Source organism: Curtobacterium sp. MCBD17_030 (assembly GCF_003224255.1).
Taxonomy (GTDB): Bacteria; Actinomycetota; Actinomycetes; order Actinomycetales; family Microbacteriaceae; genus Curtobacterium.
The window spans coordinates 1-23528 of sequence record NZ_QKLI01000002.1 but is presented as its reverse complement, the minus strand read 5'-3'; the positions used below and the strand labels follow the sequence as shown (position 1 = coordinate 23528).

The following is a 23528-nucleotide window of genomic DNA, read 5'->3' as shown; positions in this document are numbered from 1 at the left end:
CGCGTTACGAACGTGTTGCGGACGAAGAGGACAGGTCGATCGCGAGGTCGACCAGCGCGAGGTCGGCACCGGCCGGTCCGACGAGGCAGATCCCGACGGGAGCGTCCTGGAGGTGCAGCGCCGGCATGCTGACCGCCGGCAGGCCGCCGACCCCGGCCACGGACGTCATGCGGAGTGTGGCCCGACGCGTGACCAGCACGGCAGCGGTGCCGGCCGTGCGGCTCGGCGCGGGTCCGGGCACCGTGGGGAGGGCCAGTACACCGTCGTCGATCACCCGTCGGACCGCGGTCCGGAGTTCGACGAGGCGGACACGCGCTGCCGACTCCTGCTCTGCCGTGACGGCTGCCGCAGCCGCGAACCGCTCGGCGACGTCGGCTCCGAGTGCCCCCGGGTGCGCAGCGACCCAGTCACCGTGGTTCCGGTGCGCCTCGGCGGCCTGGACGACCCGCAGCGTCTCGGCGAGGTCGTCCAGGTCGGGCAGCTCGACCGACCGCACCGGGCGACCGGTCCGCTCGAGCCACGCCAGGAACGCGCTCTGGGTGCCGGGTTCGGCGGCGTCGAGCAACGCGTCGCTCAGGAGCAGCGGAGCCGTTCGGATCGCGCCGGCGTCAGCACCGCGCAGCTGCGCAGCGGTGTCACCGAGTGCGATGCCGACGACCTGCCGGAGCACCCCGGGGTCACGTGTCAGCCAGCCCACCGTGTCGAAGGTCTGCGCGAGGGGCAGCACGCCGCTCCGCGAGACGGTGCCGTGGGTCGTCCGGAGCCCCCAGAGCCCCTGGTACGACGCGGGCACGCGGATGCTGCCTGCCGTGTCCGTGCCCAGACCGAGGTCCGCCTGTCCGAGCGCGACCGCCGAAGCCGAACCGGAGGTCGACCCACCACCGATCCGCTGTGGTGCCGCACCGTTCGGCGTCGTCCCGGAGTGGGCGTTCCGGCCGGCGAGCGCGTAGGCGAACTCGTCGCTCCGGGCGATGCCGGTCAGCTCGGCTCCGGCGTCGAGGAGCATCGCGACCGCGGGGGCGTGCTCGTGCTCGACGGCGGCTGCGGCCTGCCACGTCGGGTTGCCCGCGCCGATGACCTGCCCGCGGACGGCGAAGAGGTCCTTCACCGCCACCCGGACCCCGACGAGGGGACCGGGGCGAGCACCAGGACCGGGACCAGCACCAGGACCGAGGCCGGCGTCGGCACCACCGCCGGGGACGAGCGGGTCGCCGAGCACGCGCCAGACGGACCGGTCGAACGCCGGCGCGCGTCCGGTGACGTGCGCCGTGCGGATCAGCCATGCGCCGTCGGTCCGGCACCAGAGCTGGGTCTGCAGGCCGCGCCCGCCGTCGACGAACTGCGATTCGCCCACGACCAGCACGGCGTCCGGGCCGAGGACCTGCACGTCCACGCCGACGAGTTCCCGGCGGGCGACACCGCCGCGGGACGAGCGGAACGCACTGATCTGCCCGTGCCCGCGCAGCAGGCCGGCGCCGTCACCGCGCAGGGTGCCCGGGCCGGGTTCGAACAGCGCGTCGAGCACGGCGGTGTCGTCCCGCATCAGGGCCGACTCGTACTCGTGGAACGCCGACTCGAGGCCGGCGGGCCACGTCCCCGTCAGCCGCACGGCACCACCGCGTCGAAGTCCGCTTTGCGGATGGTCGCGTGCGCGCCGCAGACGAGGTCGACGACCTGCGAGATGCGGAAGTCGGTCGCGGCGCTGAGGTACGCGTACGCCAGGTGCTCGTCGACGCCCCACCGTGCCCGGAGCAGGGTGATCGCCGCCCGGACGCATCGGCGTACGGCTTCGTCCAGGTCGGCGTCCATGCCCGTCGGCACGAGGAACTCGGTCGTCTCGGCGATCGGACCGACCAGGGCGCCGAAGCGCCGGAGCGCAGTGGCACGCGGGACCACGTCGAGGCGCAGGGTCAGGCGGAGCGAGGCCTCCATCGCGGTGAGGGCGACCTCGCCGTCGCCCTGGGCGAAGTGCGGATCGCCGACGTACACACCGGCTCCCGGCACCTGCACGGGCAGGTGCAGCGTCGACCCGGCCGTCAGCAGGGCGATGTCGATGTTCCCGCCGTGGGCCCCCGGCGGGACGGAGTGCGGCCGGACGTCGCTGTCGACGGTGATCCCGACGATGCCGGGGAACGGTCGGAGCGGGAAGGTCACCACGCGGGGACCGCCCGCCACCACCGGCAGCCGGCCGTGGTCGACGCCGTCGCGGGTCACGACGTCGGCGAACACCGAGACGGGGCCGTCACCGCGCGGGAGCTCCCCGGGGAGTGCTCCGCGTCCGTGCCGGTTCGAGATCACCCCGTACGGCACCCGAGGCACCGCCGCGAGGATCGCCACCGACACCACGTCGCCGGGTTCGGCTCCGGTGACGGCGATCGGTCGGGACACCACGTGCGGACCGTCGGCGGCGTTCCGGTCGAGATCCCGCACGATGTCGATCGCGTCCTGGAGCACGGCATCCGGTTCGACGCCGTGCCCACCGAAGAACGCCACCGGGTCGGACCCCTGGTCGGACAACAGCCCTTCGTGGCTGACGGTGTCGATCGTCACGACCGTGCCCGGGGCGACCGCGCGGACGGGGGCGTCGTCGCGGCTCGGCAGCTGCCCCCACAGGACGTCGTCGGGCGTCGACCCGACGTGCACGTCGGCGGCGGTGAGTGTCTCAGCCACGGTCCACCAGCTCCCCGGCGACCACGTCCACCGTCGTGACGCCGTCGGTGGTGCCGGTGACACGCCGCCCGCGGAGCCACGTCTGGGTGACCCGGCCGCGGACCTGGAGCCCGTCGAACGCGGACACCGGGTTCCGGTGTGCCAGGGCGTCGACGTCGATCGTGGACTCGGCGTCCGGGTCGAACACGGCGAAGTGTGCAAGCGCACCCGGCACGATCCGGCCACGGTCGGTGAACCCGGCGAGCGCCGCCGGTCCGGTGGTCACGGCGGGCAGGACCGCCTCGAGGGGCAACCCCCGGCGCGCGGCCTCGGTCCACAGCGCTCGGAAGCCCACCTGCAGGCCGGCGATGCCGCCCCAGGCGAGGCCCCAGTCGTCGACCTTGAGGTCGGCGGTCGAGGGCGAGTGGTCCGAGACCACCATGTCGATGGTGCCGTCGAGGAGGCCGGCCCACAGTGCGTCCCGGTTGGCGTCGTCGCGGATCGGCGGGCAGCACTTGTAGGCCGTGGCACCGTCCGGGATCGAGCCGGACTCGAAGGCCAGGTAGTGCGGGCAGGTCTCGACCGTGATCCGCACGCCGTCGTCCTTCGCCGCGCGGATCATCGGGAGCGCGCCGGCGTCGGAGAGGTGGAGGACGTGCACCCGGGCACCGGTATCCCGCGCACCGTCGATCACGCGGGCGATCGCGGACCGTTCCGCCTGGACGGGTCGGGTGTCGAGGAAGTCCTGGTAGCGCGGGCCGAGGGCGTCGTGCTCGACGAGGTGGTCCGGGTCCTCGGCGTGGACGATGAGGAGCGCGTCGAGGGCGGCGACCTCGGCGATCGCGGCCCGGAGCTGCGTCGGGTCGAGGTGCGGGAACTCGTCGACCCCGGACGGGGCGGTGAAGCACTTGAAGCCGAAGACCCCGGCGTCGTGCAGGCCGGCGAGGGCGCCGGCGTTGTCCGGGACCGCTCCGCCCCAGAACCCGACGTCCACCGCGACGCGTCCGGTGGCGCTGGCGCGCTTGACCTGCAGCGCGGGGACGTCCACGGTGGCCGGGATCGAGTTGAGCGGCATGTCGATGATGGTGGTCACCCCGCCGAGGGCGGCCGCGCGGGTGGCGGACGCGAAGCCCTCCCACTCGGTGCGCCCGGGCTCGTTCACGTGGACGTGGGTGTCGACGAGCCCGGGCAGCAGGACGTGGGCGTCGGGGACTGTCGCGTCGTGGTGCCCGGTGACGTCGGTGTCGAGCGGCTCGACGGACGCGACACGCCCGTCGCGGACGACGATGGCGGCGGGCCGGAAGGCGCCGTCGACCCACGTTCGGCGGGCACGGAGCACGAGGTCGGGGGGCGTGACGGCGTCCGCCACCGCGGCGGTCTGGAGGCTCGTCATGCGTCCGCTCCGACCATCGCGCGGGTGCCGTCGAGCTCGAAGGACGCGAGCGCCCCGGTGAACCGTTTGGGCGGCGGCGGCGCGTACTCACCGTGCTTGCCGGTGGTCAGCCCGAGTCGGACGAGTGTCTCGGCGAGGAGGGTCGTGGCGCTGACGCCGTCGACGACCGGGGCCCCGATCTCGTCGGACACCGATGCGCAGAACTCCGCCATCCCCGCACAACCGAGCACCACGGCGTCGGCGCCGTTCGCGATCACCTGACGGCATTCGTCGACCACGAGCTGCCGGGCGCCGGAGGCCGGGTCGTCGAGCCGGAGCACGGGGACCTCGCACGCCCGGACCTCGGTCAGCAGGGACGCGCAGCCGTAGCGGTCGGCGAGTTCGCGTGCACGGCCGGTCGTCCGCTCGAGCGTGGTCACGACGCCGAAGCGCCGACCGAGCATCGCGGCGGTCCGGAACGCCCCTTCGGCGATGCCGATCACCGGGCCGCGGGCGATCTCGCGCGCCGCGTCGATGCCCGGGTCCCCGAAGCACGCGACGACGGTGGCGTCCACCCCGTCGCGCTCCCCGGCGAGCACCTGTTCGAGGAGCCCCGGCACGGCCAGCGCTTCCTCGTAGTGGCTCTCGATCGACGCCGGACCCATGCTGGGCTGGACGGCTTCGATGACCGTTCCCGGTCCGGCGACAGCGGCTGCGGCACGGCCGATGGCCGCCGTCATCGAGACGGTGGTGTTGGGGTTGACGACGCGGATGCGCATCGTGGGTCCTTCCGGTGGAGCGGGTGGAGCGTGGGCGGTGACGATCCTCGCGGGCTGGTGGCGGGCCTCCCGGCTGTCCACAGGGGCACCTGCCGGAGTCGGTGCGCCGGTGCCCCTGTGCAGGGAGGGTCCCCCGGTCAGGCGCGACCGAGGGCGGTCAGGCGCGGCCGAGGGCGGCGCCGTCGTCGACCGTCGGGTCGTCTGCGTCGAGGAGCGGCATGGCGGGCGACCGACGCTCGAGCGCCCAGAAGACGACGAGCCCGAGGCCGCAGCCGATGAACCAGCTGTAGCTGCTCAGCCACGGGACGACCCCGAGGGCCGGCGGGAGCACAGCGCTGGCGACGGACACCGCACCGGTCGTGACGAGCGTCCAGATGGCGTTCGGGTTGAACCCCTTCCGGTACCAGTACCGGCCGGCCGGGTCCTTGGAGTACATGTCGTCCACGGCGACCCGCTGCTTGCCGACGATGTAGTAGCCGGCGATCAGGATGCCGAAGAGCGGGCCGATCAGTGCCCCGAGGACGCCGAGCGTGTAGAGGATCGCCTGGTCGTTGCCGTACCAGTTCCACGGGGTGAGCAGCACGGACCCGACCGCGGCGATCATCCCGCCCATCCGCCAGCTGATCCGGCGGGGTGCGACGTTCGAGAAGTCGAACGCGGGGCTGATGAAGTTGGCGACGATGTTGATGCCGACCGTCGCGGTGACGAAGGTGAGTCCGCCGAGCAGGATCGCGAACGGGGCGCCGATGGCCTGTACGGTCTCGATCGGGTCGGTGATGAGCTTGCCGAACACCGGGACGGTCGCACTGGCGCACAGCACGGTGAGGATCGAGAAGAACAGGAAGTTGATCGGCAGGCCGAGCATGTTGCCGCGTTTGACGGCCGCGAATGACCTGCCGTACCGCGAGAAGTCGCCGAAGTTGAGCATCGGGCCGGAGAAGTAGCTGACGACCAGGGCGATCGCGGACAGCATCACCGGGACGCTCGCACCGAAGGACATCGGCGCACCGACCGAGAGCGTCAGTGAGATGTTGCCGATGCCGGCGGTCGCGACGAGGTACGCGGCGAGCGCGATCATCACGACGTACACGGCGGGACCAGCCCAGTCGATGAACTTCCGGATCGCGTCCATGCCCATCCAGAACAGGGCGCCCTGTGCCACCCAGAGGACGGCGTAGGAGATCCAGCCGAGCGCGTTCAACCCGAGGAACGACGGCTCCAGGAGGGCGGCTGCGCCGGGGATGAACTTGAGGAACACGATATTGAGCGACTGGGCGGCCAGGAAGGTCTGCACGCCGTACCAGGCCATCGCGATGAGGCCGCGGATGATCGCAGGCACGTTCGCGCCGAGGACCCCGAAGACCGCCCGGTTGATCACCGGGTACGGCACCCCGGTGCGCTGCGAGGGCTTCGCGACGAGGTTCGCGAAGACCTGCACGATCAGGATGCCGACGACCAGGGCGACGAGCACCTGCCAGCTGGCGATCCCCAGTGCGAAGAGCGAGCCGGCGGTGACGTACCCGCCGACGGAGTGCACGTCCGACATCCAGAACGCGAACACGTTGTAGCTGGTCCAGGTCTGCTTCCGCAGCGGGGCGAGGTCCTCGTTCGTGAGGGCCGGGTCGTAACCGGGCTTCATCAGGCCGGCGCCCGCAGGGGCGGTCGGCGTGAGGGGGGCGTGGGGCGCTGCGACGGGTGCCGCGACTTCTGTTGCCATGACGTCCTCCGGAGTGGGAGAGGGTGAGGTCGGCGTCTGCCTGGGCACGAAGCTACGGACCTCGGTCGCGCCGCCCGTTTCCCCTGTGTGACGACCGTGTGACATCACACCCGCCTTGGAACGATCGTTCCGAAGTGGCGGGAGGGTTCGGCGCAGGACACCGGTGTTCGTCCGTCGCCGACGGGGGGCGCTCGGCAGGATCACGAGGTGGCCGCGATCTCCGCCTCCAGGGGGAGGCGGCCGGCTCCGGCGTCCCCGTACGGTGGGCGGCGATGATCGAAGTACAGCACCTCTCCAAGCGCTACGGCCCCAAGCTCGCGGTCGACGACGTCTCGTTCGTCGTGCACCCCGGCAGCGTCACCGGCTTCCTCGGCCCGAACGGCGCCGGCAAGTCGACCACCATGCGCATGATCATGGGGCTCGACGAGCCGACCTCCGGCACGGCGACGGTGAACGGTCGCCCGTACCGGAGCTACCGGGACCCGCTCCGGCAGGTCGGCGCACTGCTCGAGGCGAAGGCGGTGCACTCCGGTCGGAGCGCGTACAACCACCTCCTCGCGCTCGCCGCGACGCACGGCATCCCGAAGCGGCGGGTGCACGAGGTCATGGACATGACCGGCATCGAGTCCGTCGCCCGCAAGCGGGTCGGCGGCTTCTCGCTCGGCATGGGGCAGCGGCTCGGCATCGCCGCAGCGCTGCTCGGCGATCCGCAGACCCTGATCCTCGACGAGCCCGTGAACGGCCTGGACCCCGACGGGGTCCTCTGGGTCCGACAGCTCGCCCGTCGGATGGCCGGGGAGGGCCGGACCGTGTTCCTCTCCAGCCACCTGATGAGCGAAATGGCCCAGACCGCCGACCGCGTGGTCGTGCTCGGTCGTGGCAAGGTGCTCGCCGACGCCCCGATCGCCGAGTTCGTCGCCGGTGCCGGTGACCACGCGGGCAACGTGAGCCTGGCGCGCGTCGTCGTCCGCACCCCGATGCCGGACCAGTTGTTCACCGCCATCGGCCCGAACGCGACGGTCACCCAGCGCGAGGACGGCTCGTTCCTCGTCGTCGGACCGGACGCACCGACCGTCGGCGACATCGCCGCCCGCGCCGACGTCGTCCTGCACGAACTCACCCCGACCGGCGCGAGCCTGGAAGAGGCCTACATGGCCCTCACCCGCGACGACGTCGAGTACCGATCGGAGGGAGCCCGATGAGCGCCCCGCAGAAGACCGACCAGCCGACGACCCAGCAGCACCGCCACCGTGGGGACCTGTCCTCGCGCGACGTGCACCTCGGCTACACCCGACTCGTCCGCAGCGAGTGGATCAAGTTCCGGAGCATCCGGTCGACGTTCTGGTGCTACGCCGTCATCGCCGTCCTGACCCTCGGCCTGGCCGTCCTGCTCGGGTCCGCCTTCGAACCGGGACGGGCCGAGCAGAGCACCGTCGGCGCGAACGCCATGATCGTCAGCATCAACACGATCAGCGTCTACCTGACCGCCCTGGTCGTGGGCGTGCTCGGTGTGCTCATCATCACCGGCGAGTACGCCACCGGACAGATCCGGTCGACCTTCACCGCCGACCCCGGTCGGCTCGGCGCCCTGGTCGCGAAGGCGACCGTCCTCGCGGTCACCACCTTCGTCGTCAGCGCGGTGGCGAACTGGATCGGCGTCGCGATCTCGACGGCCCTGCAGGTCGGCAAGGGACTCGAACCCGACCTGGCCGACCCGTCCGTCTGGATGCCGATCCTCGGTGCGTCGGTGGACGTCACCCTGCTGGCACTGCTCGCCTTCGGTATCGGCCTGCTCGTCCGTTCGAGCGCGGGCGGCATCGCGATCACGCTCGGCATCCTGCTGGTCCTGCCCGTGGTCATCAGCCTCGTCGCCGGGCTGGCGAACCTCGACTGGCTGAACGACGTGACCCAGTTCCTGCCCGACGCGGCCGGTGCCCACCTGTACCAGTTCGACTCGGGTGCCCCCGCGCCGAAGGGCATCACGCTCAACGGCTGGAGCGGTGCCGGTGTGCTCCTGGCCGAGGTCGTCGTCGTGAACGCCCTGGCGATGACCGTCGCCAAGCGCCGCGACGTCTGACCCGGACGACACCGGCAGCACCACACCAGCAGCACCAGCAGCACGGGAGGCCCGTGGCGACTCCGCCACGGGCCTCCCGTGTCCCGGCCCTCCCCGTCCGGCATCGTCACACCGGTCCGGTCGGCACCTGTCCCGCCCGGAGCATCGCGCGCTCCAGCAACTCGACGTCGATCCCCACGTGCTGCCGTGCGATGCGCCCGGCGTCCGCCACCCGTCCCGCACAGACTGCCTCGACCAGTTCCTCGTGGTCCCGCAGCGCCCGGGCCTCCATCGCCGCCATCCCGTCGACGGTCCCCCAGAGGTGCGCCGGAGCCGCGATCGAGATCTGCGACTCGAGCGACGCGAGCGTGGTGCGGAGCACGTCGTTCTGCGCTGCGTCGATGATGCTGCGGTGTAGGACCGCGTCGGCCTGCTGCTTGGCGAACCCCGAGGTCGCGGTGCGGAAGGCCTCGAGTCGTTCCCGGAGTCCGGCCGCCTGGTCCGCGGTGATCCGTTCGGCGGCGGCCGCGGCGAGCGCACCGTGCAGGATCGCGATGGCGTCGGCCGTGTCCTGGATCCCCGCCCACCGTGCCAGGAGCGTGCGCCCCACTGAGTCCGAGGCGGCACCGGCCTCCTGGTCGCGGACGAAGGTCCCGCCACCCCGGCCGCGTCGGGTCTCGAGCAACCCGCGGTTGACGAGCCGGGCGAGCGCGCCGCGGACCGTGACGCGGGCGACCCCGAGCAGGCCGGCGAGTTCACGTTCGGGTGGCAGCCGGGAGCCGGGGAGGTACTCGCCGACGGCGACCGCGGTCACGAGCCGGTCCTCGACCTCGTCGACCCGGGTCTCCGTCGCGCGATCCGTCACCGGCACCCCTTCCGCCCTCCACCCTGACCCCGGTCGCCCGGGTGTCCTGTTACGGCCACGTTAAACGAGCGGAAAAGGTCTTGCCTGGGACCTTTCAACGGGCCATGCTCACCCCATGTCCCGCATCACCGAGAGCACGATGCCGTTCCAGGACGGCGAGACCTGGTACCGGATCACCGAACCCGACCGCCCCGTCCCGGGTGCGCTGCCCCTCGTCGTGCTGCACGGCGGCCCGGGGATGGCCCACGACTACCTCCGGAACCTCGAGGCCTTCGCCGACGAGACGGGTCGGACGGTGGTGCACCACGACCAGTTCGGTTGTGGCCGGAGCAGCCACCGCCCCGACGCCCCCGCCGACCTCTGGCAGCCGCAGCTCTTCGTCGACGAGTACCTCGCGCTCGTCGCACACCTGGACCTCGGCGAGCACCACGTCCTCGGGCAGTCGTGGGGCGGCATGCTCGGAGCCGAGATCGCCGTCCGACGACCGGGCGGCATCGCGAGCCTGTCGATCTGCAACTCCCCCGCATCCATGCAGCTGTGGGTCGACGGGGCGGCGGAACTCCGTGCGCAGCTGCCCGACGACGTGCAGGACGCCCTCACCCGGCACGAGGCCGCGGGCACCGTCGAGGACCCGGAGTACCTCGCCGCCACCCAGGTCTTCTACGAGCGCCACGTCTGCCGAGTGGTCCCGATGCCCGCGGACTTCGTGGCCTCCGAGGAGCAGATGGAAGCGGAGCCGACCGTCTACCACACGATGAACGGGCCGAACGAGTTCCACGTCATCGGCTCGCTGCGGGACTGGTCCGTCATCGACCGCCTCGACCAGGTGGACGTCCCGACCCTCGTCGTCGCCGGTGAGCACGACGAAGCGACCCCCGCCACCTGGCAGCCGTTCGTGCAGCACATCACGGACGCACGCCAGCACGTCTTCCCCGGCGCCAGCCACTGCACCCACCTGGAGCAGCCGCAGGAGTTCCGTCGCGTCATCGGCGCCTTCCTGGCCGAGCACGACGCCCAGCCCACCGGCTGACCCGCCCATCCCTGCACCGTCCCTCCTCCCCGAAACGGAACCCGACATGTCGCAGCAGCACAGCGAGCTCTCCGCACAGCAGCAGCTCGAGGCCTACGGCTACAAGCAGGAGCTCAAACGCTCCGTCTCCACCACCGACCTGCTCGTCTACGGGCTCGTCTTCATGGTGCCGATCGCCCCGTGGGCGATCTTCGGCACCGTCTACAACGCGTCGTCCGGCATGGTGCCGCTCGTCTACCTGGTCGGCCTCGTCGCGATGATCTTCACGGCCCTGGCCTACGCCCAGATGGCGAAGTCGATCCCCCTGGCCGGCAGCGTGTTCTCGTACGTCGGCCGTGGTATCCACCCGACGGCGGGCTTCTTCGCCGGCTGGGCGATCCTGCTCGACTACCTGCTCGTCCCGACCCTGCTCTACGTGTTCGCGGCCGAGAGCATGGTCGGCATCTTCCCGGGCACCCCGCGGTGGCTGTGGGCGCTCGTCTTCGTGGCGATCAACACCGTCATCAACCTGGCCGGGGTGTCGTCCCTGAAGCTGGCGAACCGGATCTTCCTGCTCATCGAGCTCGTGTTCGTGGTCGTCTTCGTCGTCATCGCGATCGTCGCCCTGACCGGTGGCACGGTTCCGGGAGCGTCCTTCAGCACCGACCAGGTGTTCGACCCGGCGAAGGTGTCGGCGCCACTGATCGCCTCCGCGCTGTCGATCGCGGTGCTGAGCTTCCTGGGCTTCGACGGCATCTCCACGCTGTCCGAGGAGTCCACCGGCCGCCGCGGCGGCGCCGGTCTCGCGATGATCCTGGCGCTCGTCATCGTCGCGTTCCTGTTCGTCGTGCAGACCTGGCTCGCCAGCGCCCTCGCCGCCGGCCGTGACTCCTTCTCGGACAGCGAGGCGGGCAACGCGTTCTTCACGATCGTCGAGCAGGCGTCGTCGAGCGGGTGGGCGACGGCGTTCTTCGCGGTCAACGTCCTGGCCGTGGGCATCGCGAACGCCATGGCCGCGCAGGCTGCGACGAGCCGCCTGCTGTTCTCGATGAGCCGTGACCGGCAGCTGCCCGCCTTCCTGCACAAGCTCAACGGCCGTCAGGTCCCGCAGAACGCGATCCTCGTCGTCTCGGTGCTGTCCGCGATCCTGGTGCTGTTCTTCGTCGGGCAGATCGACACGATCTCGTCGCTGGTGAACTTCGGTGCCCTGTTCGGCTTCATGCTCCTGCACGTGTCGGTGTTCGTGCACCACATCGTGAAGGGGAAGTCGCGCAACTGGCTGCTGCACCTGGTCGTGCCACTGATCGGGTTCCTGATCATCGGGTACGTGCTGCTCAACGCGGCCGTCGAGGCGAAGGTCGGCGGCATCGTCTGGCTCATCGTCGGCGCCGGCGTGTTCCTGTACTACCGCTCCACCGGCCGTTCCACCGAGGTCGGCTCCGAGGAGCCGGGCACCCTGGGTGAAGGCGACCCGACCGGCGCGCCCGCCAGCAGCACGACCGCCAGCCCGATCTCGACCGACGAGGACCACCGATGACCGCCGACCACCACCTGCCGAACACCCTCGGCCGTCCCGGGTACTCCGCCGACCGAGAGCCCGCGCTGACGATCACCCCCGGCACCGGCGAGACGATCGGCTTCGAGACGACCGACGCCGTCTACGCCGAACTCGACGAGCACCACGACATGGCCCAGCTGCAGGCACCGATCAACCCGGTGACGGGTCCGGTGTACGTCGAGGGCGCTGAACCGGGCGACACCCTCGCGGTGACGATCCACGACATCGAGCTGACCACGCACGGCTGGTCGGTCTCGCTGCCCGGCTCCGGAGCGTTGCAGCACGTGATGGGCGACCGGGTCTTCACCCGCCGCTGCCCGATCGAGGGCGGCGTCGTACGGGTCTCGAAGAGGCACGCCTTCCCGGTCCGGCCGATGATCGGCTGCATCGGCACCGCACCGGCAGAGGGCGAGAACTCCACGATCATGCCCGCGTACGCCGAGGGCGGGAACATGGACGTCACCGAGGCCCGCCCCGGCTCGACGGTGTACCTGCCGGTCCGGGTACCGGGCGCGCTGCTGTCGATCGGCGACATCCACGCGATCATGGCCGAGGGCGAGTCCTCGTTCGTCGCGATCGAAGCGCAGGGCACCGCCGTCGTCTCCGTCGACCTGGTCAAGGGCGGCCCCGCGCTCCGCGCACCACGCATCGAGACCGACGACGAGTGGCTGTTCGTCGGGCTCGGCGAGCCGGTGCAGGAGAGCATCCGCCGCGGGTACGAGGACGCCTTCGCGTTCCTCGTCGACGAGCACGGCTGGACCCCGGACGACGCCTACGCGGTGCTCAGCGCCGTGGGCGACTCGAAGCTCGGCGGGCCGACGGGGTCCGGCGCTCCGGACCCGCTGCACCCGTTCGATGCGGTCGGTGCCGTCACGCTGCACCGGGTGCCGAAGGCGGTGCTGACCGCCGGGGACTGACCCGGCGCCGTGCCGGACGGGAGGCCCGGATCACGTGACCGACGTCGGTCACGCGGTCCGGGCCTCCCGTCCGTCGGCGCGCTCCCGCACCCACGTCCCACCTCACCGCCGCGCGTCACGTGATGTCGCAACTCACCGCACGCAGATCGTCCGGGTGCCGAGATGCTGGCGTCTCGACCCGCGAGATGCCGGCATTTCGGCATCTCGGGCCGGACCCACGCGCACGACGCGAGGCGACGTGCGCGACGCGACGCGACCCGCCCGTCGAGCGCCGCGCACGCGCGTCAGGACACGTGTGCCCCGAGCAGGGTCCCGGCGCCGTAGGTGGCAGCGAGTGCGAGTGCTCCCCCGAGCACGACGCGGACGGTCGCCCGACCGCGGGGTGCGCCACCGAGGGTCGCGCCGGTGGTGCCGGTGACGGCGAGCGCGATGAGGACGGCGACGACGGTGACGAGGATCTGGCTCGACGCCGGGGCGAGCAGCATCGCGAGGAACGGCAGGGCGGCACCGACGGTGAAGGTCGCGGCAGAGACCCAGGCGGCGCGCCAGGGGCTGACGACCTCGTCCTCGGCGTCGCGGAGGGCGGCGGCGGCACGGCGGCCCCGGACCTCGGGGCGCACGAGTTCGGCGGCGACGGTCTCGGCGACGTCCGGGGAGACCCCGAGACCGCGGTAGTGCGCGGCGATGGTGGCCTGGTCCTCGGACTCGGCCTCGAGCTGTGCCTGGTGTGCGGCCTGCCCGGTGCGCTGGGCGTCACGGGCACCGCTGACGGACACGTACTCGCCGAGCGCCATCGACACGGCGCCACCGACGAGGGCAGCCGTGCCCGCGGCCAGGACCGGTCCGGCGGCCGCGCCGGTCCCGGCGACACCGACGAGGACGGCGGCGACGGACACGATGCCGTCGTTGGCGCCCAGGACCCCGGCGCGCAACCAGTTCAGGCGGGCGGCGCTCGTGGCGTCGTCGTGCCCGGTGGCGGGGAGCGCGAGGTCAGCAGCGGTCGACATGAGGAAAGGAAAGCACTTGTCAGCTGATCGCACCAGCAAGGGAAGGCTCCCCTGACCGGGCATTTCGTGGTGAGGCAAGCCTTCCCTCAGCACGGCCTGCGCATGAGGAGCACGATGGATGACGCCACGACCGAGTCTCACCGAGGAGGACCATGTCCGCCGTGCCCGCCCGCACCGATCCCGTCCGCTACGTCGCCATCGGGGACAGCTTCTCCGAGGGTGTCGGCGACGACGGGGGCGTCCCGTTCCCCGGTTGGGCGGGGCGCCTGGCGGTCGGCCTGGCGGACCACCTGTCCGGGCCGGTGTCGTACGCCAACCTGGCGATCCGCGGTCGTCTGCTCGCGGGAGTCCTCGACGGGCAGCTGGACGCCGCACTCGCCCTCGACCCGGCACCCACGCTCATCACCTTCTGCGGCGGCGGCAACGACATGCTCCGCCCCGGCTACGACGTCGACGTGCTGCTCGGACGCCTGGCCGAGGCCGCGGACGTCGTCGCCGCCCGCGGGATCCGGCTCGCACTGCTCAGCCCCGCCGACCCGAGTGCACGGCTGCCCCTCGGACGGCTCATCAACGCCCGCGGTGACGCCTGGGCCGAGGCGCTGACCGGGTTCAGTCGCGAGCGCGGGCTGCCGTTCGTCGACGTCTCACGCGACGCGCACCTCGGCCGCGCCGAGTTCTGGTCCGAGGACCGCCTGCACATGAACCCGCTCGGACACCAGCGGGTCGCCGACCTAGCACTGCACGCGATCGCCGACGGTCCGGAGGCCGCGGTCCCGCGCGTGCCGGACGCGACGAAGACGTCGGTGGGCGCGGAGCTCCGGTACTACCGCGACCACGTCGTCCCGTGGGTCCGGCGTCGAGTGACGGGTCGGTCCTCCGGGGACGGTCGGGTCGCCGGGCAGGGCGACTGGGCGCCGGTCGTGCCGTCCCGGCCGGGAGGCGCGGGTCAGACCACGTAGGTCCGCGTCGGTCGGCCGCTCAGCGCGTGCGGGAACGGCTCGCCGACCGGCCGGAACCCCGCGCTGCGGTAGAGGCGGAGGGCGGGGGCGTTGTCCTCGAGCGCGTGCAACATGCAGTGTTCGTGTCCGGCGGCGCGGGCTTCCTGCACCGCGGCGACGAGGAGCGCACGGCCGAGACCGCTGCCCTGCGCCGACGGATCGACAGCGAGCAGGCTCAGGTACGCGGCGTCCGAGGGGCTCGCTCCGCCACCGCTGCCCGGTGTCGTGACGAGGGCGAAACCACGGACCGCGCCGTCTGCCCCCGGCGCGACCACGAAGGCGACGCGTCCGGCGGCGAACTTCTCCGCCGCTCGTGCCCGGACCGCCGGGTCCTCGGGGCGACCGTCACGTGCGGCGACCGCCGCGGCCCAGAGGTCGATGCAGGCAGCATCGAACTCCCGCGACCCTGGCTCGGCGACCCGCACGGCTGCCGTCGACTCCATCACCCGCCCACCCTACGACCGGGCCCCTGCGTGGCCTCGCCGGTCGGCGGGCGCCGGCCGGACCTCCGATGGTCAGTCCGTCATGCCGACGCGGGCTCCCGCACCCGGAACGACGCTCCGCGGTGCTCCTCCGGCAGCCGGTCCCCGCGCCCGGACAGCTTGTTCCGCAGCGACCCATCGCGGTACCCCTCGGGGTAGGCACCGCGGACCCGGAGCTCCGGGATGACGAACTCGATGACGTCCTCCCACGTGCCCGGCGTCACCGCGTACGCCAGGTTGAATCCGTCGACGTCGGTCTGCTCCTGGATGTCGACGAGCCGCTGCGCGATCGTCGCCCCGCTGCCGACCTCGACCGGGCCCAGGCCGCCGATCGCCGTCTGCCGCGCGATGTCGCGGACCGTCCAGGTGGTGCCGTCCTCACCCGTCGCGGCGGACAGGTTCGCGGCGGCCGACTGGATGGCGTTGGACTCGATGTTGCCGAGCGGTTCGTCCAGGTCGTACTGCGACAGGTCGACACCCATCCAGCCGGAGTTGAGCACGAGCGCGCCCTCCTCGGACGCGTACGAGAGGTAGTCGCGGTACTTCGCCTGCGCGAGCTCGTCGGTCTCGTCGGTGATCACGGTGAGCAGCGTGTAGACCTTGGCGGCGTACCGGTCGCGACCAGCAGCCTCCAGGGCGTCCCGGATCTTGCCGACGGTCACCGCGAGCTGCGGCAGGGTGGGCGCCCCGACGAAGACGGCCTCGGCGTTCTCGGCCGCGAAGCGGATGCCGCGCGGTGACGCACCGGCCTGGTAGATGACGGGTGAGCGCTGCACGGAGGGCTCCGACAGGTGGATGCCCGGCACGTCGAAGTGCTTGCCGTGGTGTTCGATCGGGTGCACCTTCGCCGGGTCGGTGAAGACGCCGGTCTCGCGGTCCTCGATGACGGCGTCGTCCTCCCACGAGCCCTCCCACAGCTTGTAGAGGACCTCGAGGTACTCGTCGGCGACGTCGTACCGGTCGTCGTGGCTGAGCTGGTCGGTCTGCCCCATGTTGCGGGCGGCGCTCGGCAGGTACCCGGTGACGACGTTCCAGCCGACGCGGCCCTTCGTCAGGTGGTCGAGTGTCGAGATGCGTCGGGCGAACGGGTACGGGTGCTCGTAGGCGGTGCCGGCGGTGATCCCGAACCCCAGGTGCTCGGTGACGGCCGCCATCGCCGACACGAGCAGGATCGGGTCGTTCACCGGTACCTGCGACCCGGTGCGGAGCGCCGCTTCGTTCGTGCCGCCGTACACGTCGTACGTGCCCAGGACGTCGGCGATGAAGATGCCGTCGAACGCACCGCGCTCGAGCGTCTTCGCCAGGTCGGTCCAGTAGGACAGGTCGTTGTAGTGCCGGGAACGGTCGCGCGGGTGGCGCCACAGTCCGGAGGACTGGTGGGCGACGCAGTTCATGTCGAACGCGTTGAAGCGGATCTGCCGGGGCTCGCGGTTCGTGGTCACGACGCGACCGTACGACGGGTACCGGGGGTGCGTCACGGACCGTGACGCCCCGTGACGCCGGCGTCCGCCGCCCCGCGCTCGGTGCGCTGCGCGCTGGGCCGACGACCGCGTCAGGCCTTGTCGTGCAGCGTCACGTGGTAGCCGTCCGGGTCGGCGAAGGTGAACGTCCGACCGAACGGCCCGTCGATCGGCGCGGCGACGATGCGGTGGCCGTCGGCCTGCAGCGCGTCGTGCATCGCCTGGACCTCGGTGCCGTGCAGCCAGAGCGCGACGCCGACGCCGGGCTGGTCCGCCGCGGCGAGGTCGGTTCCGGGGACGATGTCCCGCAGCGCGAAGGCGACCGGTGTCGTGGTGAAGACCACGGCGTGCGGGGGGCCGGCGGGCGAGCGGACCAGGCCGAGGTACCGCTCGTAGAACGCCTGCGAGGCGTCGAGGTCGCGGACCTGCAGGGAGACGAAGTCGGGGCCGTTGACGGGCATGGGGTTGCTCCTTCTGTTGATGTCAGGCTTCTGACATGTACGAGCGTATGTCAGACTACTGACATGAGTCAAGACGGACACGGCGTCGACCTGCCGACCTCGATCGGGTACCTCCTCAAGGAGACCGCGAGCGCGCTCCGTGCGTCGATGGAGGCCGTCCTCAGGCCGCTCGGCATGACCGTGACGCACTACGCCTGCCTGGAACTGCTCGCCCAGCGGCCGGGCTCGTCGAACTCCGAACTGGCCCGCGGCACGTTCGTGACCCGGCAGTCGATGAACGTCCTCCTGCGGACACTGGAGCGGGACGGCGTCGTCACGAGGCCCACGGAGGCCCGTGCCGGCAGGGTCATGCCGGCACGACTGACCGATCGTGGGCGGCGGGACCTGGCCGCGGCGACCGCTGCGGTCCGCTCCGTCGAGGACCGGATGCTCGGCGACCTCGACGAGGACGACCGCGCAGCCGCCAGGCGACTCCTGCGGAGCATGGTCCGGTCGCTCCGCAGCGACGGAGCCGACCGGCAGCCCGACCCGGCCGACGTCGCCGACTGACCGGCGTCGGAGTCGGGCGCGTCAGACGGGAGACACGGCGACGGGAGGCACGGTACCCGCTGGCACCGCGCCTCCCGTCCGGTGGGCGGGCGTCGCCGCTTCCGCGATCCGCGGCGTGGGACCGCGACTCAGCGCGCCGCGACCGCCTGCTGCGCCGCCGTCTCGGCGGCGACCCAGGCGAGCATCCCGCACTTGACGCGCATGACGAACTTCGAGACACCGTGGAACGCGACGAGGTCCTCGAGCACGTCCTCGTCCGGCTCGCCGACGCCGCGGGAGCGCATCATCGTGCGGAACTCCTCGGTCAGCGCCAACAGTTCCGGAACGGTGCGCCCGACGGCCATGTCGGTCAGCACGGATGCGGAAGCCATCGAGATCGAGCAGCCGTCCCCCTGCCAGGCGACCTCCGCGACGCGGTCGGTGCCGGGCTCCAGACGCAGCCGCACGGTGATCTCGTCCCCGCACGTCGGGTTCCGTTCGAAGTGCTCGGCGTCGGCGTGCTCGAGCGGGCCGTCACCGTGCCGGGCCTTGGCGTGGTCCAGGATGACCTGCTGGTACAGGCTGTCGAGGCTGCTCACGAGGCGTCCTCCGCGTCGGCGCCGAAGTACCCGCGGATCTCGCTGACGGCGGTGACGAAGCGGTCGACGTCCTGCTCGGTCGTGTAGACGTAGGTGCTCGCCCGGCTGGTGGCGGTCAGGCCGAGCCGGCGGTGCAGCGGCTGGGCGCAGTGGTGGCCCGACCGGACGGCGATGCCCTGCGCGTCGAGGTACTGCGACACGTCGTGGGCGTGCACCCCGTCGACGACGAACGAGGCCAGGCCGCTGCGCGCGACCCCGGCGGGCGGCCCGACGACGGTGATGCCCGGCACCGCGGTGAGCCCGGTGAGCATCCGCTGCGCCAGGTGCTCCTCGTGCGCCTGCACCCGCTGCATGCCGATCCGTTCCAGGTACCGGACGGCCTCGGCGAGCGCCACGGCCTGGGACACGGGTTGGGTCCCGGCCTCGAAGCGCTCGGGTGCCGGCATGAAGTCGGTGTGCTCCATCGTCACGGTCGTGATCATGGACCCACCGGTGCGGAACGGCGGCAGCGCGTCGAGCAGGGCCTGGCGCCCCCACAGCACGCCGATGCCGTTCGGTCCGAGCATCTTGTGCCCGGAGAACGCGGCGAAGTCGACGTCCAGTGCGCGCACGTCGAGCGGACGGTGCGGCGCGGACTGGCAGGCGTCCAGGACGACGAGGGCCCCGACCGCGTGCGCCGCGGCGACGACCTCGGCGACCGGGGCGATCATGCCGGTGACGTTCGAGACGTGGGCGATCGCGACGACCCGGGTGCGGTCGGTGACGTGCGCGAGTGCGTCGGCGGCGCTCCAGCAGCCGGTGTCGTCCACCGGCACCCAGCGGAGCGTCGCACCGGTGGCCGCGGCGAGCTCCTGCCACGGCACGAGGTTGGCGTGGTGCTCGGCCTCGGTGACCAGGATCTCGTCCCCGGCACCGATCCGGAACCGGTCGGCCTCGGGACCACCGCGGCCGGCGCTGGCGTTCCGGATGCCGTACGCGACGAGGTTGAGGGCATCGGTGGCGTTCGCCGTCCAGACCACTTCGGACGGGTTCGCGGCGCCGATGAAGCGGGCGACGGTGGCCCGGGCGTCCTCGTAGGCGTCGGTGCTCAGCGCGGCGAGGGTGTGTGCGCCGCGGTGCACGGCGGCGTTGTCGTGCTCGAGGAAGCGGCGTTCGGCGTCGAGGACCTGCACGGGTCGCTCAGCCGTGGCCCCGGAGTCGAGGTAGGCGAGCGGCTGCCCGTTCACCTCTTGCTGCAGGATCGGGAAGTCGGCCCGGATGCGGGCGACCTCGTCCTCGGTGAGCGGCTCGACGGAGTCGTCCGTCGGCGCTGGTGCAACGATCGTCACGGTGCTGGCCCTCCTGTGCGTCTCCGGCAGACAACCCGTCAATCGTGGTCGTTCTTCCCGGTGCAGTCCAGTCGGGCCAGCGCCGCGCCGGGCTACTCGTTGCCGACGCGCTTGTCCGCCTCGTCGCGGGCCTTGTCGATCTTGTCGTCGTACTTGCCGCCGGTGGCCTTCTTCACGGCGTCGGCGACGCCGTCGAAGACCTTGTCGCTCACGCCCTCGGCCTTCTCGCTCTTGAGCGCGTCCTGGACCTTGCCGTCCCGCAGGAAGGACTGGGCCTTCTTCGTGATGTCGTCGAATCCCGCCATGACCGGCTCCTCACCTCGCCGCGGTGCCTGGTGCTCCGCGTCCTGGCGCCGATGCTAACCACGGCACGACCGGTCGGTCCGGCTCGTCCACCGGATGCCCAGCAGCGTCCCCGCGAGGGCCGACGGCCGGGTCGTCAGGCCATCTGGGCGCTGCGGCGGCGGGCCAGCACGTACCCGACGGCGACCGATCCGCTGACGGCCAGGAGGGACGGGATGAGGATGTCGGTCCCCTGCTGCGTGAACTCGACGACGAGCACGAGCGCCGTGAACGGTGCGCGCATCGTCGTCGCCAGGAACGCGGCCGCCCCGATGAACGCGAACGAGGCGATGCTGCCGCCGTCCACCGGCCAGAGCAGCAGCCAGGCGGCACCGAGGAACCCGCCGAGTGCCGAGCCGATCGCGATCGACGGCGTCAGGGTGCCACCGACCGCGCCGGCGCCGATCGTCGCGGCCGTGGTGACCGTCTTCAGCAGGCCGAGCACCAGCAGCGCCAGGAGTGGTGTCATGCCGAGCAGGGTCGGACCGTCGAGGTCGGCGTTCATGGCCGCGATGCCGAGGGCCCGGCCGTTGCCCATCACCTCGGGGAACGGCACCGCGACCAGGCCGACGAGTGCGAAGACGACCGGCAGCACCACGAGGAGCTTCCACCCGGTCGGGGCGATGCCCTGCAGCCGGTTCGTGGTCTTGACGAACCCGACACCGGCGAAGCCGAGCAGCGGCCCGACGACGACCGCCCAGACGAGCAGCGAGGGCGAGAGGTGCATCGCGGGCACGTGGTAGAGCACCTCGTCGGGGATCACGAACCGGGCGACGAAGGCCGCGACCGCACTCGTCACGAACGCGGGCAGCGCGGTGGCGAGGGTGAGCTCGCCGAGCAGGACCTCCACCGCGAACAGTGCCCCGCCGAGCGGGACGTCGTACACCGCCGCCAGGCCGGCCGCCGCTCCGCAGGCCACCAGCACCTTGGTCTCTCGCCGGCTCAGACCGGCCCGCACCGTGAGCAGCTGGGCAGCCCAGGCACCGATCTCCCGCGGTGCGACCTCTTTGCCGATCGAGGCGCCGAGCCCCACCGCCAGGATCTGCACGCCCGCGTTGCCGAGGGTCACGAGCGACGGCATCCGCTTGCCGGCGACCGCCGCGGGCACGCCGACGACGGGTCGCCCCCAGCGTCGGATCGCCCACCACGCGATCGCGGTCAGGACCCCGGCGGCCAGGACCGCCAGGAACCGGTTCAGGCCCGACGGTGCATCGGCGGCCTCGTGGTGGCCGGCGAAGGGGTACCCGAACGCGACGAACTGGATGAGCTGGAGCGCGAGCCACACGGCGATCCCCGCGGCCCCGCCGGCGACCCCGACGAGCCCGGTGACCACGGCGAGCTTCAGCACCCAGGCCGGGCTGGCGTGACCGTTGTGTGGCATGTCGGCAAGCGTAGTGGGAGCGCTCCGCCGGAACGGCCGGGAGGCCCTGCTCGCCCCCGCGATCCGGTCCCGACCTGCGGATGGTGATCCGGGCCTCCCGGCCTACTGGTGGCGCCCTGCCGGCCGACGCGCTGTCGCGGTCAGAACCAGCGTTTGACCTTGAACACCGCGTACAGGACCGCCGCGAACAGGACCATCGCGAGGATCGACAGCGGGTAGCCCCACGTCCACGACAGCTCCGGCATGTGGGTGAAGTTCATGCCGTAGATCGCCGCGATGAGCGTCGGGGCGAACAGGATCGCCGCCCACCCGGAGATGCGCTTCGTGTCGTCGTTCTGCTTCTGCGCGGCCAGGGTCGAGTCGACCGTCAGCGCGTTCTGCAGCAGCTGCCGGAAGGTGTCGAGACGCTCGACGACCCGGATGACGTGGTCCAGGACGTCGCGGAACCGCCGCTGCAACTCGACCGGCAGGTGGTACTTCTCGGCGCCGCGGTGCAGGTCCTCGATCATCCGGATGAGCGGGCGCGCTGCCCGCTGGAAGTCGACGACCTCGCCGAACAGCTCGTAGACGCGGCGGGACACCCCGGCGCTGCCCGAGAACAGCTGGCCTTCGATCTGGTTGATGTCCTCCTCGAGACCGTCGATGACCGGGCGGTAGTCGTCGACGATCGAGTCCATCAGCGCCCAGAGCTGCGCCTGCGACCCGGCGGTGACCAGGCCCGGCTTGCCGCTCATCCGCTGCAGGGCGCGCGGCACGGTCCTGGGTCCGCGCGGGTCCGCCTGCACGACGGCCAGGAAGAAGTCCTCACCGACGAAGGCGTGCACCTCGCCGAACTCGACCTCTTCCTCGGCGTCCCGGTACACGGCGGGCTTGAGCACCGCGAAGAGGGTCGAACCGTACCGCTCGAGCTTCGGCCGCTGGTGCCCCTCGGCGGAGTCCTCGACGGCCAGCTCGTGCAGCCCGAGGGCCACCGCGACGTCCCCGAGCTCGACGGCGTCGGGCCGGTCGAGCACGATGCACGCCGAGGCGCCGTGCTCCTCGATCATCCGGAAGCTGTCGTCGAGCGTGCTGCTCGCCGTCGGGGCGATGCGGTCCACGTACACGGTGTTCAACTCGACGGTCACGGCACCACCGTACGCACCCTGGGCAACCGGTGGGCGAACGGCAGCGGGACGGCGTAGCGTCCGGATCCTCAGCATGCTGACGAGAGGACGACCATGCGGTGGATGCGGAAGATCGTGATCGCAGTGAGCGCTGTCGTCGCCGTGGTGGGCTCGTTCATCGGGTCCGGTGCGGCCGGGGGCACCCCGATCGCGGAGGCGGCAGACGGGGCGCTCTCGGCTTCCGCCACCGCGATCGCACCGGGAGGACCGGCGTTCGGGATCTGGAGCGTCGTCTACGTGGGGCTCATCGCCTTCGCCGTGTGGCAGTTCCTCCCCCGCACCGCCGACCGCGCCCGCCACGACCGACTCGCCGTCCCCGCGACACTGTCCCTGCTGCTCAACGCGGCGTGGATCCTGTGCGTGCAGTTCGGGTACCTGTGGCTCAGCGAACCGATCATCGTCGCGCTGCTCGGTGTGCTCGCCTGGGCCTTCGTGGTGCTGCGGCGCACGACGCCGTCCGGCTGGGTCGAGGCGATCGTCACCGACGGCACGTTCGGGCTCTACCTCGGCTGGGTATGCGTGGCGACGGCGGCGAACACGGCCGCGGTCCTTTCGGCAGCGGGCTTCCGGGGTCTCGGCCTCGGTCAGGACGTCTGGGGTGTCGTCGTCGCGGCGGTCGCTGGGCTCGTCGGCGTCCTCGTGGCCGTCACCGGACGTGGGCGCATCTCGCCGACGCTCGCGCTCGGCTGGGGGCTCGCGTGGGTCGCGGTCGCCCGGCTGGACGGGCCGCTGGTCTCGGTGCCGACCGCGGTCACGGCCGTCGGCGCCACCGTGGTGGTCGTCGTCGTGACGCTCGTCGCGCGTGCCCGCGCCGGGCCGGGCCGGGCCGCCGGGCCGGGCCGGGCCGGGGGCTACGC

23 protein-coding genes are annotated in these 23528 nt (G+C 72.0%); 8 read left to right on the top strand and 15 right to left on the bottom strand.

The window, feature by feature from the left end:
• Positions 1-4: 4 nt before the first annotated feature.
• From DEI89_RS02825 to DEI89_RS02805, 5 genes are all read right to left on the bottom strand, one after another.
• Positions 5-1609 (bottom strand): AtzH-like domain-containing protein, encoded by a 1605-nt coding sequence (locus DEI89_RS02825; protein WP_258368667.1) that lies wholly within the window; start codon positions 1607-1609, stop codon positions 5-7.
• Positions 1600-2670, bottom strand: a complete 1071-nt coding sequence (locus DEI89_RS02820; RefSeq protein ID WP_110902538.1) for an acetamidase/formamidase family protein — start codon at positions 2668-2670, stop codon at positions 1600-1602. Before DEI89_RS02820 ends, DEI89_RS02825 begins: the two co-directional genes overlap by 10 nt.
• On the bottom strand, positions 2663-4042 hold the full coding sequence (allB, locus tag DEI89_RS02815) for an allantoinase AllB (RefSeq protein WP_110902537.1): 1380 nt from the start codon (positions 4040-4042) through the stop codon (positions 2663-2665). The genes DEI89_RS02820 and allB overlap by 8 nt, the downstream gene beginning before the upstream one ends.
• Complete coding sequence (locus tag DEI89_RS02810) at positions 4039-4800, bottom strand: aspartate/glutamate racemase family protein (RefSeq protein WP_110902536.1); 762 nt, start codon at positions 4798-4800, stop codon at positions 4039-4041. Before DEI89_RS02810 ends, allB begins: the two co-directional genes overlap by 4 nt.
• Positions 4801-4957: 157 nt before the next feature.
• A complete protein-coding gene (locus DEI89_RS02805; RefSeq protein ID WP_110902535.1) occupies positions 4958-6517 on the bottom strand; it encodes an NCS1 family nucleobase:cation symporter-1 in 1560 nt (519 codons plus the stop codon).
• A 272-nt stretch (positions 6518-6789) separates the two neighbouring features.
• Between DEI89_RS02805 and DEI89_RS02800 the strand changes: the two genes are divergently transcribed.
• Positions 6790-7719 (top strand): ABC transporter ATP-binding protein, encoded by a 930-nt coding sequence (locus DEI89_RS02800; protein WP_110902534.1) that lies wholly within the window; start codon positions 6790-6792, stop codon positions 7717-7719.
• On the top strand, positions 7716-8594 hold the full coding sequence (locus DEI89_RS02795) for an ABC transporter permease subunit (protein WP_110902533.1): 879 nt from the start codon (positions 7716-7718) through the stop codon (positions 8592-8594). Before DEI89_RS02800 ends, DEI89_RS02795 begins: the two co-directional genes overlap by 4 nt.
• A gap of 106 nt (positions 8595-8700) precedes the next feature.
• On the opposite strand, the gene DEI89_RS02790 is transcribed toward DEI89_RS02795, so the two are convergent.
• Positions 8701-9438 (bottom strand): FadR/GntR family transcriptional regulator, encoded by a 738-nt coding sequence (locus DEI89_RS02790; RefSeq protein WP_110902750.1) that lies wholly within the window; start codon positions 9436-9438, stop codon positions 8701-8703.
• A 115-nt stretch (positions 9439-9553) separates the two neighbouring features.
• Here DEI89_RS02790 and DEI89_RS02785 point away from each other — a divergent pair, with 115 nt between their 5' ends.
• The 3 genes from DEI89_RS02785 to DEI89_RS02775 are packed head-to-tail and all read left to right on the top strand — an operon-like array spanning position 9554 to position 12922.
• A complete protein-coding gene (locus DEI89_RS02785) occupies positions 9554-10468 on the top strand; it encodes a proline iminopeptidase-family hydrolase (RefSeq protein WP_110902532.1) in 915 nt (304 codons plus the stop codon).
• A 46-nt stretch (positions 10469-10514) separates the two neighbouring features.
• Entirely contained in the window at positions 10515-11984 is a 1470-nt protein-coding gene (locus tag DEI89_RS02780; RefSeq protein WP_258368665.1) for an APC family permease, read from the top strand.
• Positions 11981-12922 (top strand): acetamidase/formamidase family protein, encoded by a 942-nt coding sequence (locus DEI89_RS02775; protein ID WP_110902531.1) that lies wholly within the window; start codon positions 11981-11983, stop codon positions 12920-12922. The genes DEI89_RS02780 and DEI89_RS02775 overlap by 4 nt, the downstream gene beginning before the upstream one ends.
• A 284-nt stretch (positions 12923-13206) precedes the next feature.
• Here the strand turns inward: DEI89_RS02775 and DEI89_RS02770 are convergent, their stop codons facing one another.
• A complete protein-coding gene (locus tag DEI89_RS02770; RefSeq protein WP_110902530.1) occupies positions 13207-13929 on the bottom strand; it encodes a VIT1/CCC1 transporter family protein in 723 nt (240 codons plus the stop codon).
• A gap of 152 nt (positions 13930-14081) precedes the next feature.
• Here DEI89_RS02770 and DEI89_RS02765 point away from each other — a divergent pair, with 152 nt between their 5' ends.
• Complete coding sequence (locus DEI89_RS02765; protein ID WP_110902529.1) at positions 14082-14888, top strand: SGNH/GDSL hydrolase family protein; 807 nt, start codon at positions 14082-14084, stop codon at positions 14886-14888.
• Here DEI89_RS02765 and DEI89_RS02760 read toward each other — a convergent pair.
• From DEI89_RS02760 to DEI89_RS02750, 3 genes are all read right to left on the bottom strand, one after another.
• A complete protein-coding gene (locus DEI89_RS02760) occupies positions 14876-15370 on the bottom strand; it encodes an N-acetyltransferase (RefSeq protein WP_110902528.1) in 495 nt (164 codons plus the stop codon). The genes DEI89_RS02765 and DEI89_RS02760 overlap by 13 nt on opposite strands.
• A gap of 80 nt (positions 15371-15450) precedes the next feature.
• Positions 15451-16851: an LLM class flavin-dependent oxidoreductase gene (locus tag DEI89_RS02755; protein WP_258368663.1), complete on the bottom strand. Its 1401-nt coding sequence runs from the start codon at positions 16849-16851 to the stop codon at positions 15451-15453.
• Between the two features lie 110 nt (positions 16852-16961).
• Entirely contained in the window at positions 16962-17330 is a 369-nt protein-coding gene (locus DEI89_RS02750) for a VOC family protein (RefSeq protein WP_110902527.1), read from the bottom strand.
• 63 nt (positions 17331-17393) lie between these two features.
• On the opposite strand from DEI89_RS02750, the gene DEI89_RS02745 reads away from it, so the two are divergent.
• The gene (locus DEI89_RS02745; RefSeq protein WP_110902526.1) at positions 17394-17879 is read left to right on the top strand and encodes a MarR family winged helix-turn-helix transcriptional regulator; all 486 of its coding nucleotides are present in this window, start codon (positions 17394-17396) and stop codon (positions 17877-17879) included.
• Between the two features lie 128 nt (positions 17880-18007).
• Here the strand turns inward: DEI89_RS02745 and sufU are convergent, their stop codons facing one another.
• The 5 genes from sufU to DEI89_RS02720 form a co-directional block, all read right to left on the bottom strand.
• Positions 18008-18457, bottom strand: coding sequence for a Fe-S cluster assembly sulfur transfer protein SufU (gene sufU / locus DEI89_RS02740; protein WP_110902525.1), 450 nt, complete (start codon positions 18455-18457; stop codon positions 18008-18010).
• Positions 18454-19785 (bottom strand): SufS family cysteine desulfurase, encoded by a 1332-nt coding sequence (locus DEI89_RS02735; RefSeq protein ID WP_375537761.1) that lies wholly within the window; start codon positions 19783-19785, stop codon positions 18454-18456. Before DEI89_RS02735 ends, sufU begins: the two co-directional genes overlap by 4 nt.
• A gap of 92 nt (positions 19786-19877) precedes the next feature.
• Positions 19878-20090, bottom strand: a complete 213-nt coding sequence (locus DEI89_RS02730) for an antitoxin (protein ID WP_110902524.1) — start codon at positions 20088-20090, stop codon at positions 19878-19880.
• A gap of 134 nt (positions 20091-20224) precedes the next feature.
• Complete coding sequence (locus DEI89_RS02725) at positions 20225-21508, bottom strand: chloride channel protein (protein ID WP_110902523.1); 1284 nt, start codon at positions 21506-21508, stop codon at positions 20225-20227.
• A gap of 140 nt (positions 21509-21648) precedes the next feature.
• Positions 21649-22632: a magnesium and cobalt transport protein CorA gene (locus DEI89_RS02720; RefSeq protein ID WP_258368661.1), complete on the bottom strand. Its 984-nt coding sequence runs from the start codon at positions 22630-22632 to the stop codon at positions 21649-21651.
• Positions 22633-22734: 102 nt separating this feature from the next.
• Here DEI89_RS02720 and DEI89_RS02715 point away from each other — a divergent pair.
• Positions 22735-23528 (top strand): tryptophan-rich sensory protein (locus tag DEI89_RS02715; RefSeq protein ID WP_258368660.1); only part of this gene is annotated, 794 nt, incomplete at its 3' end.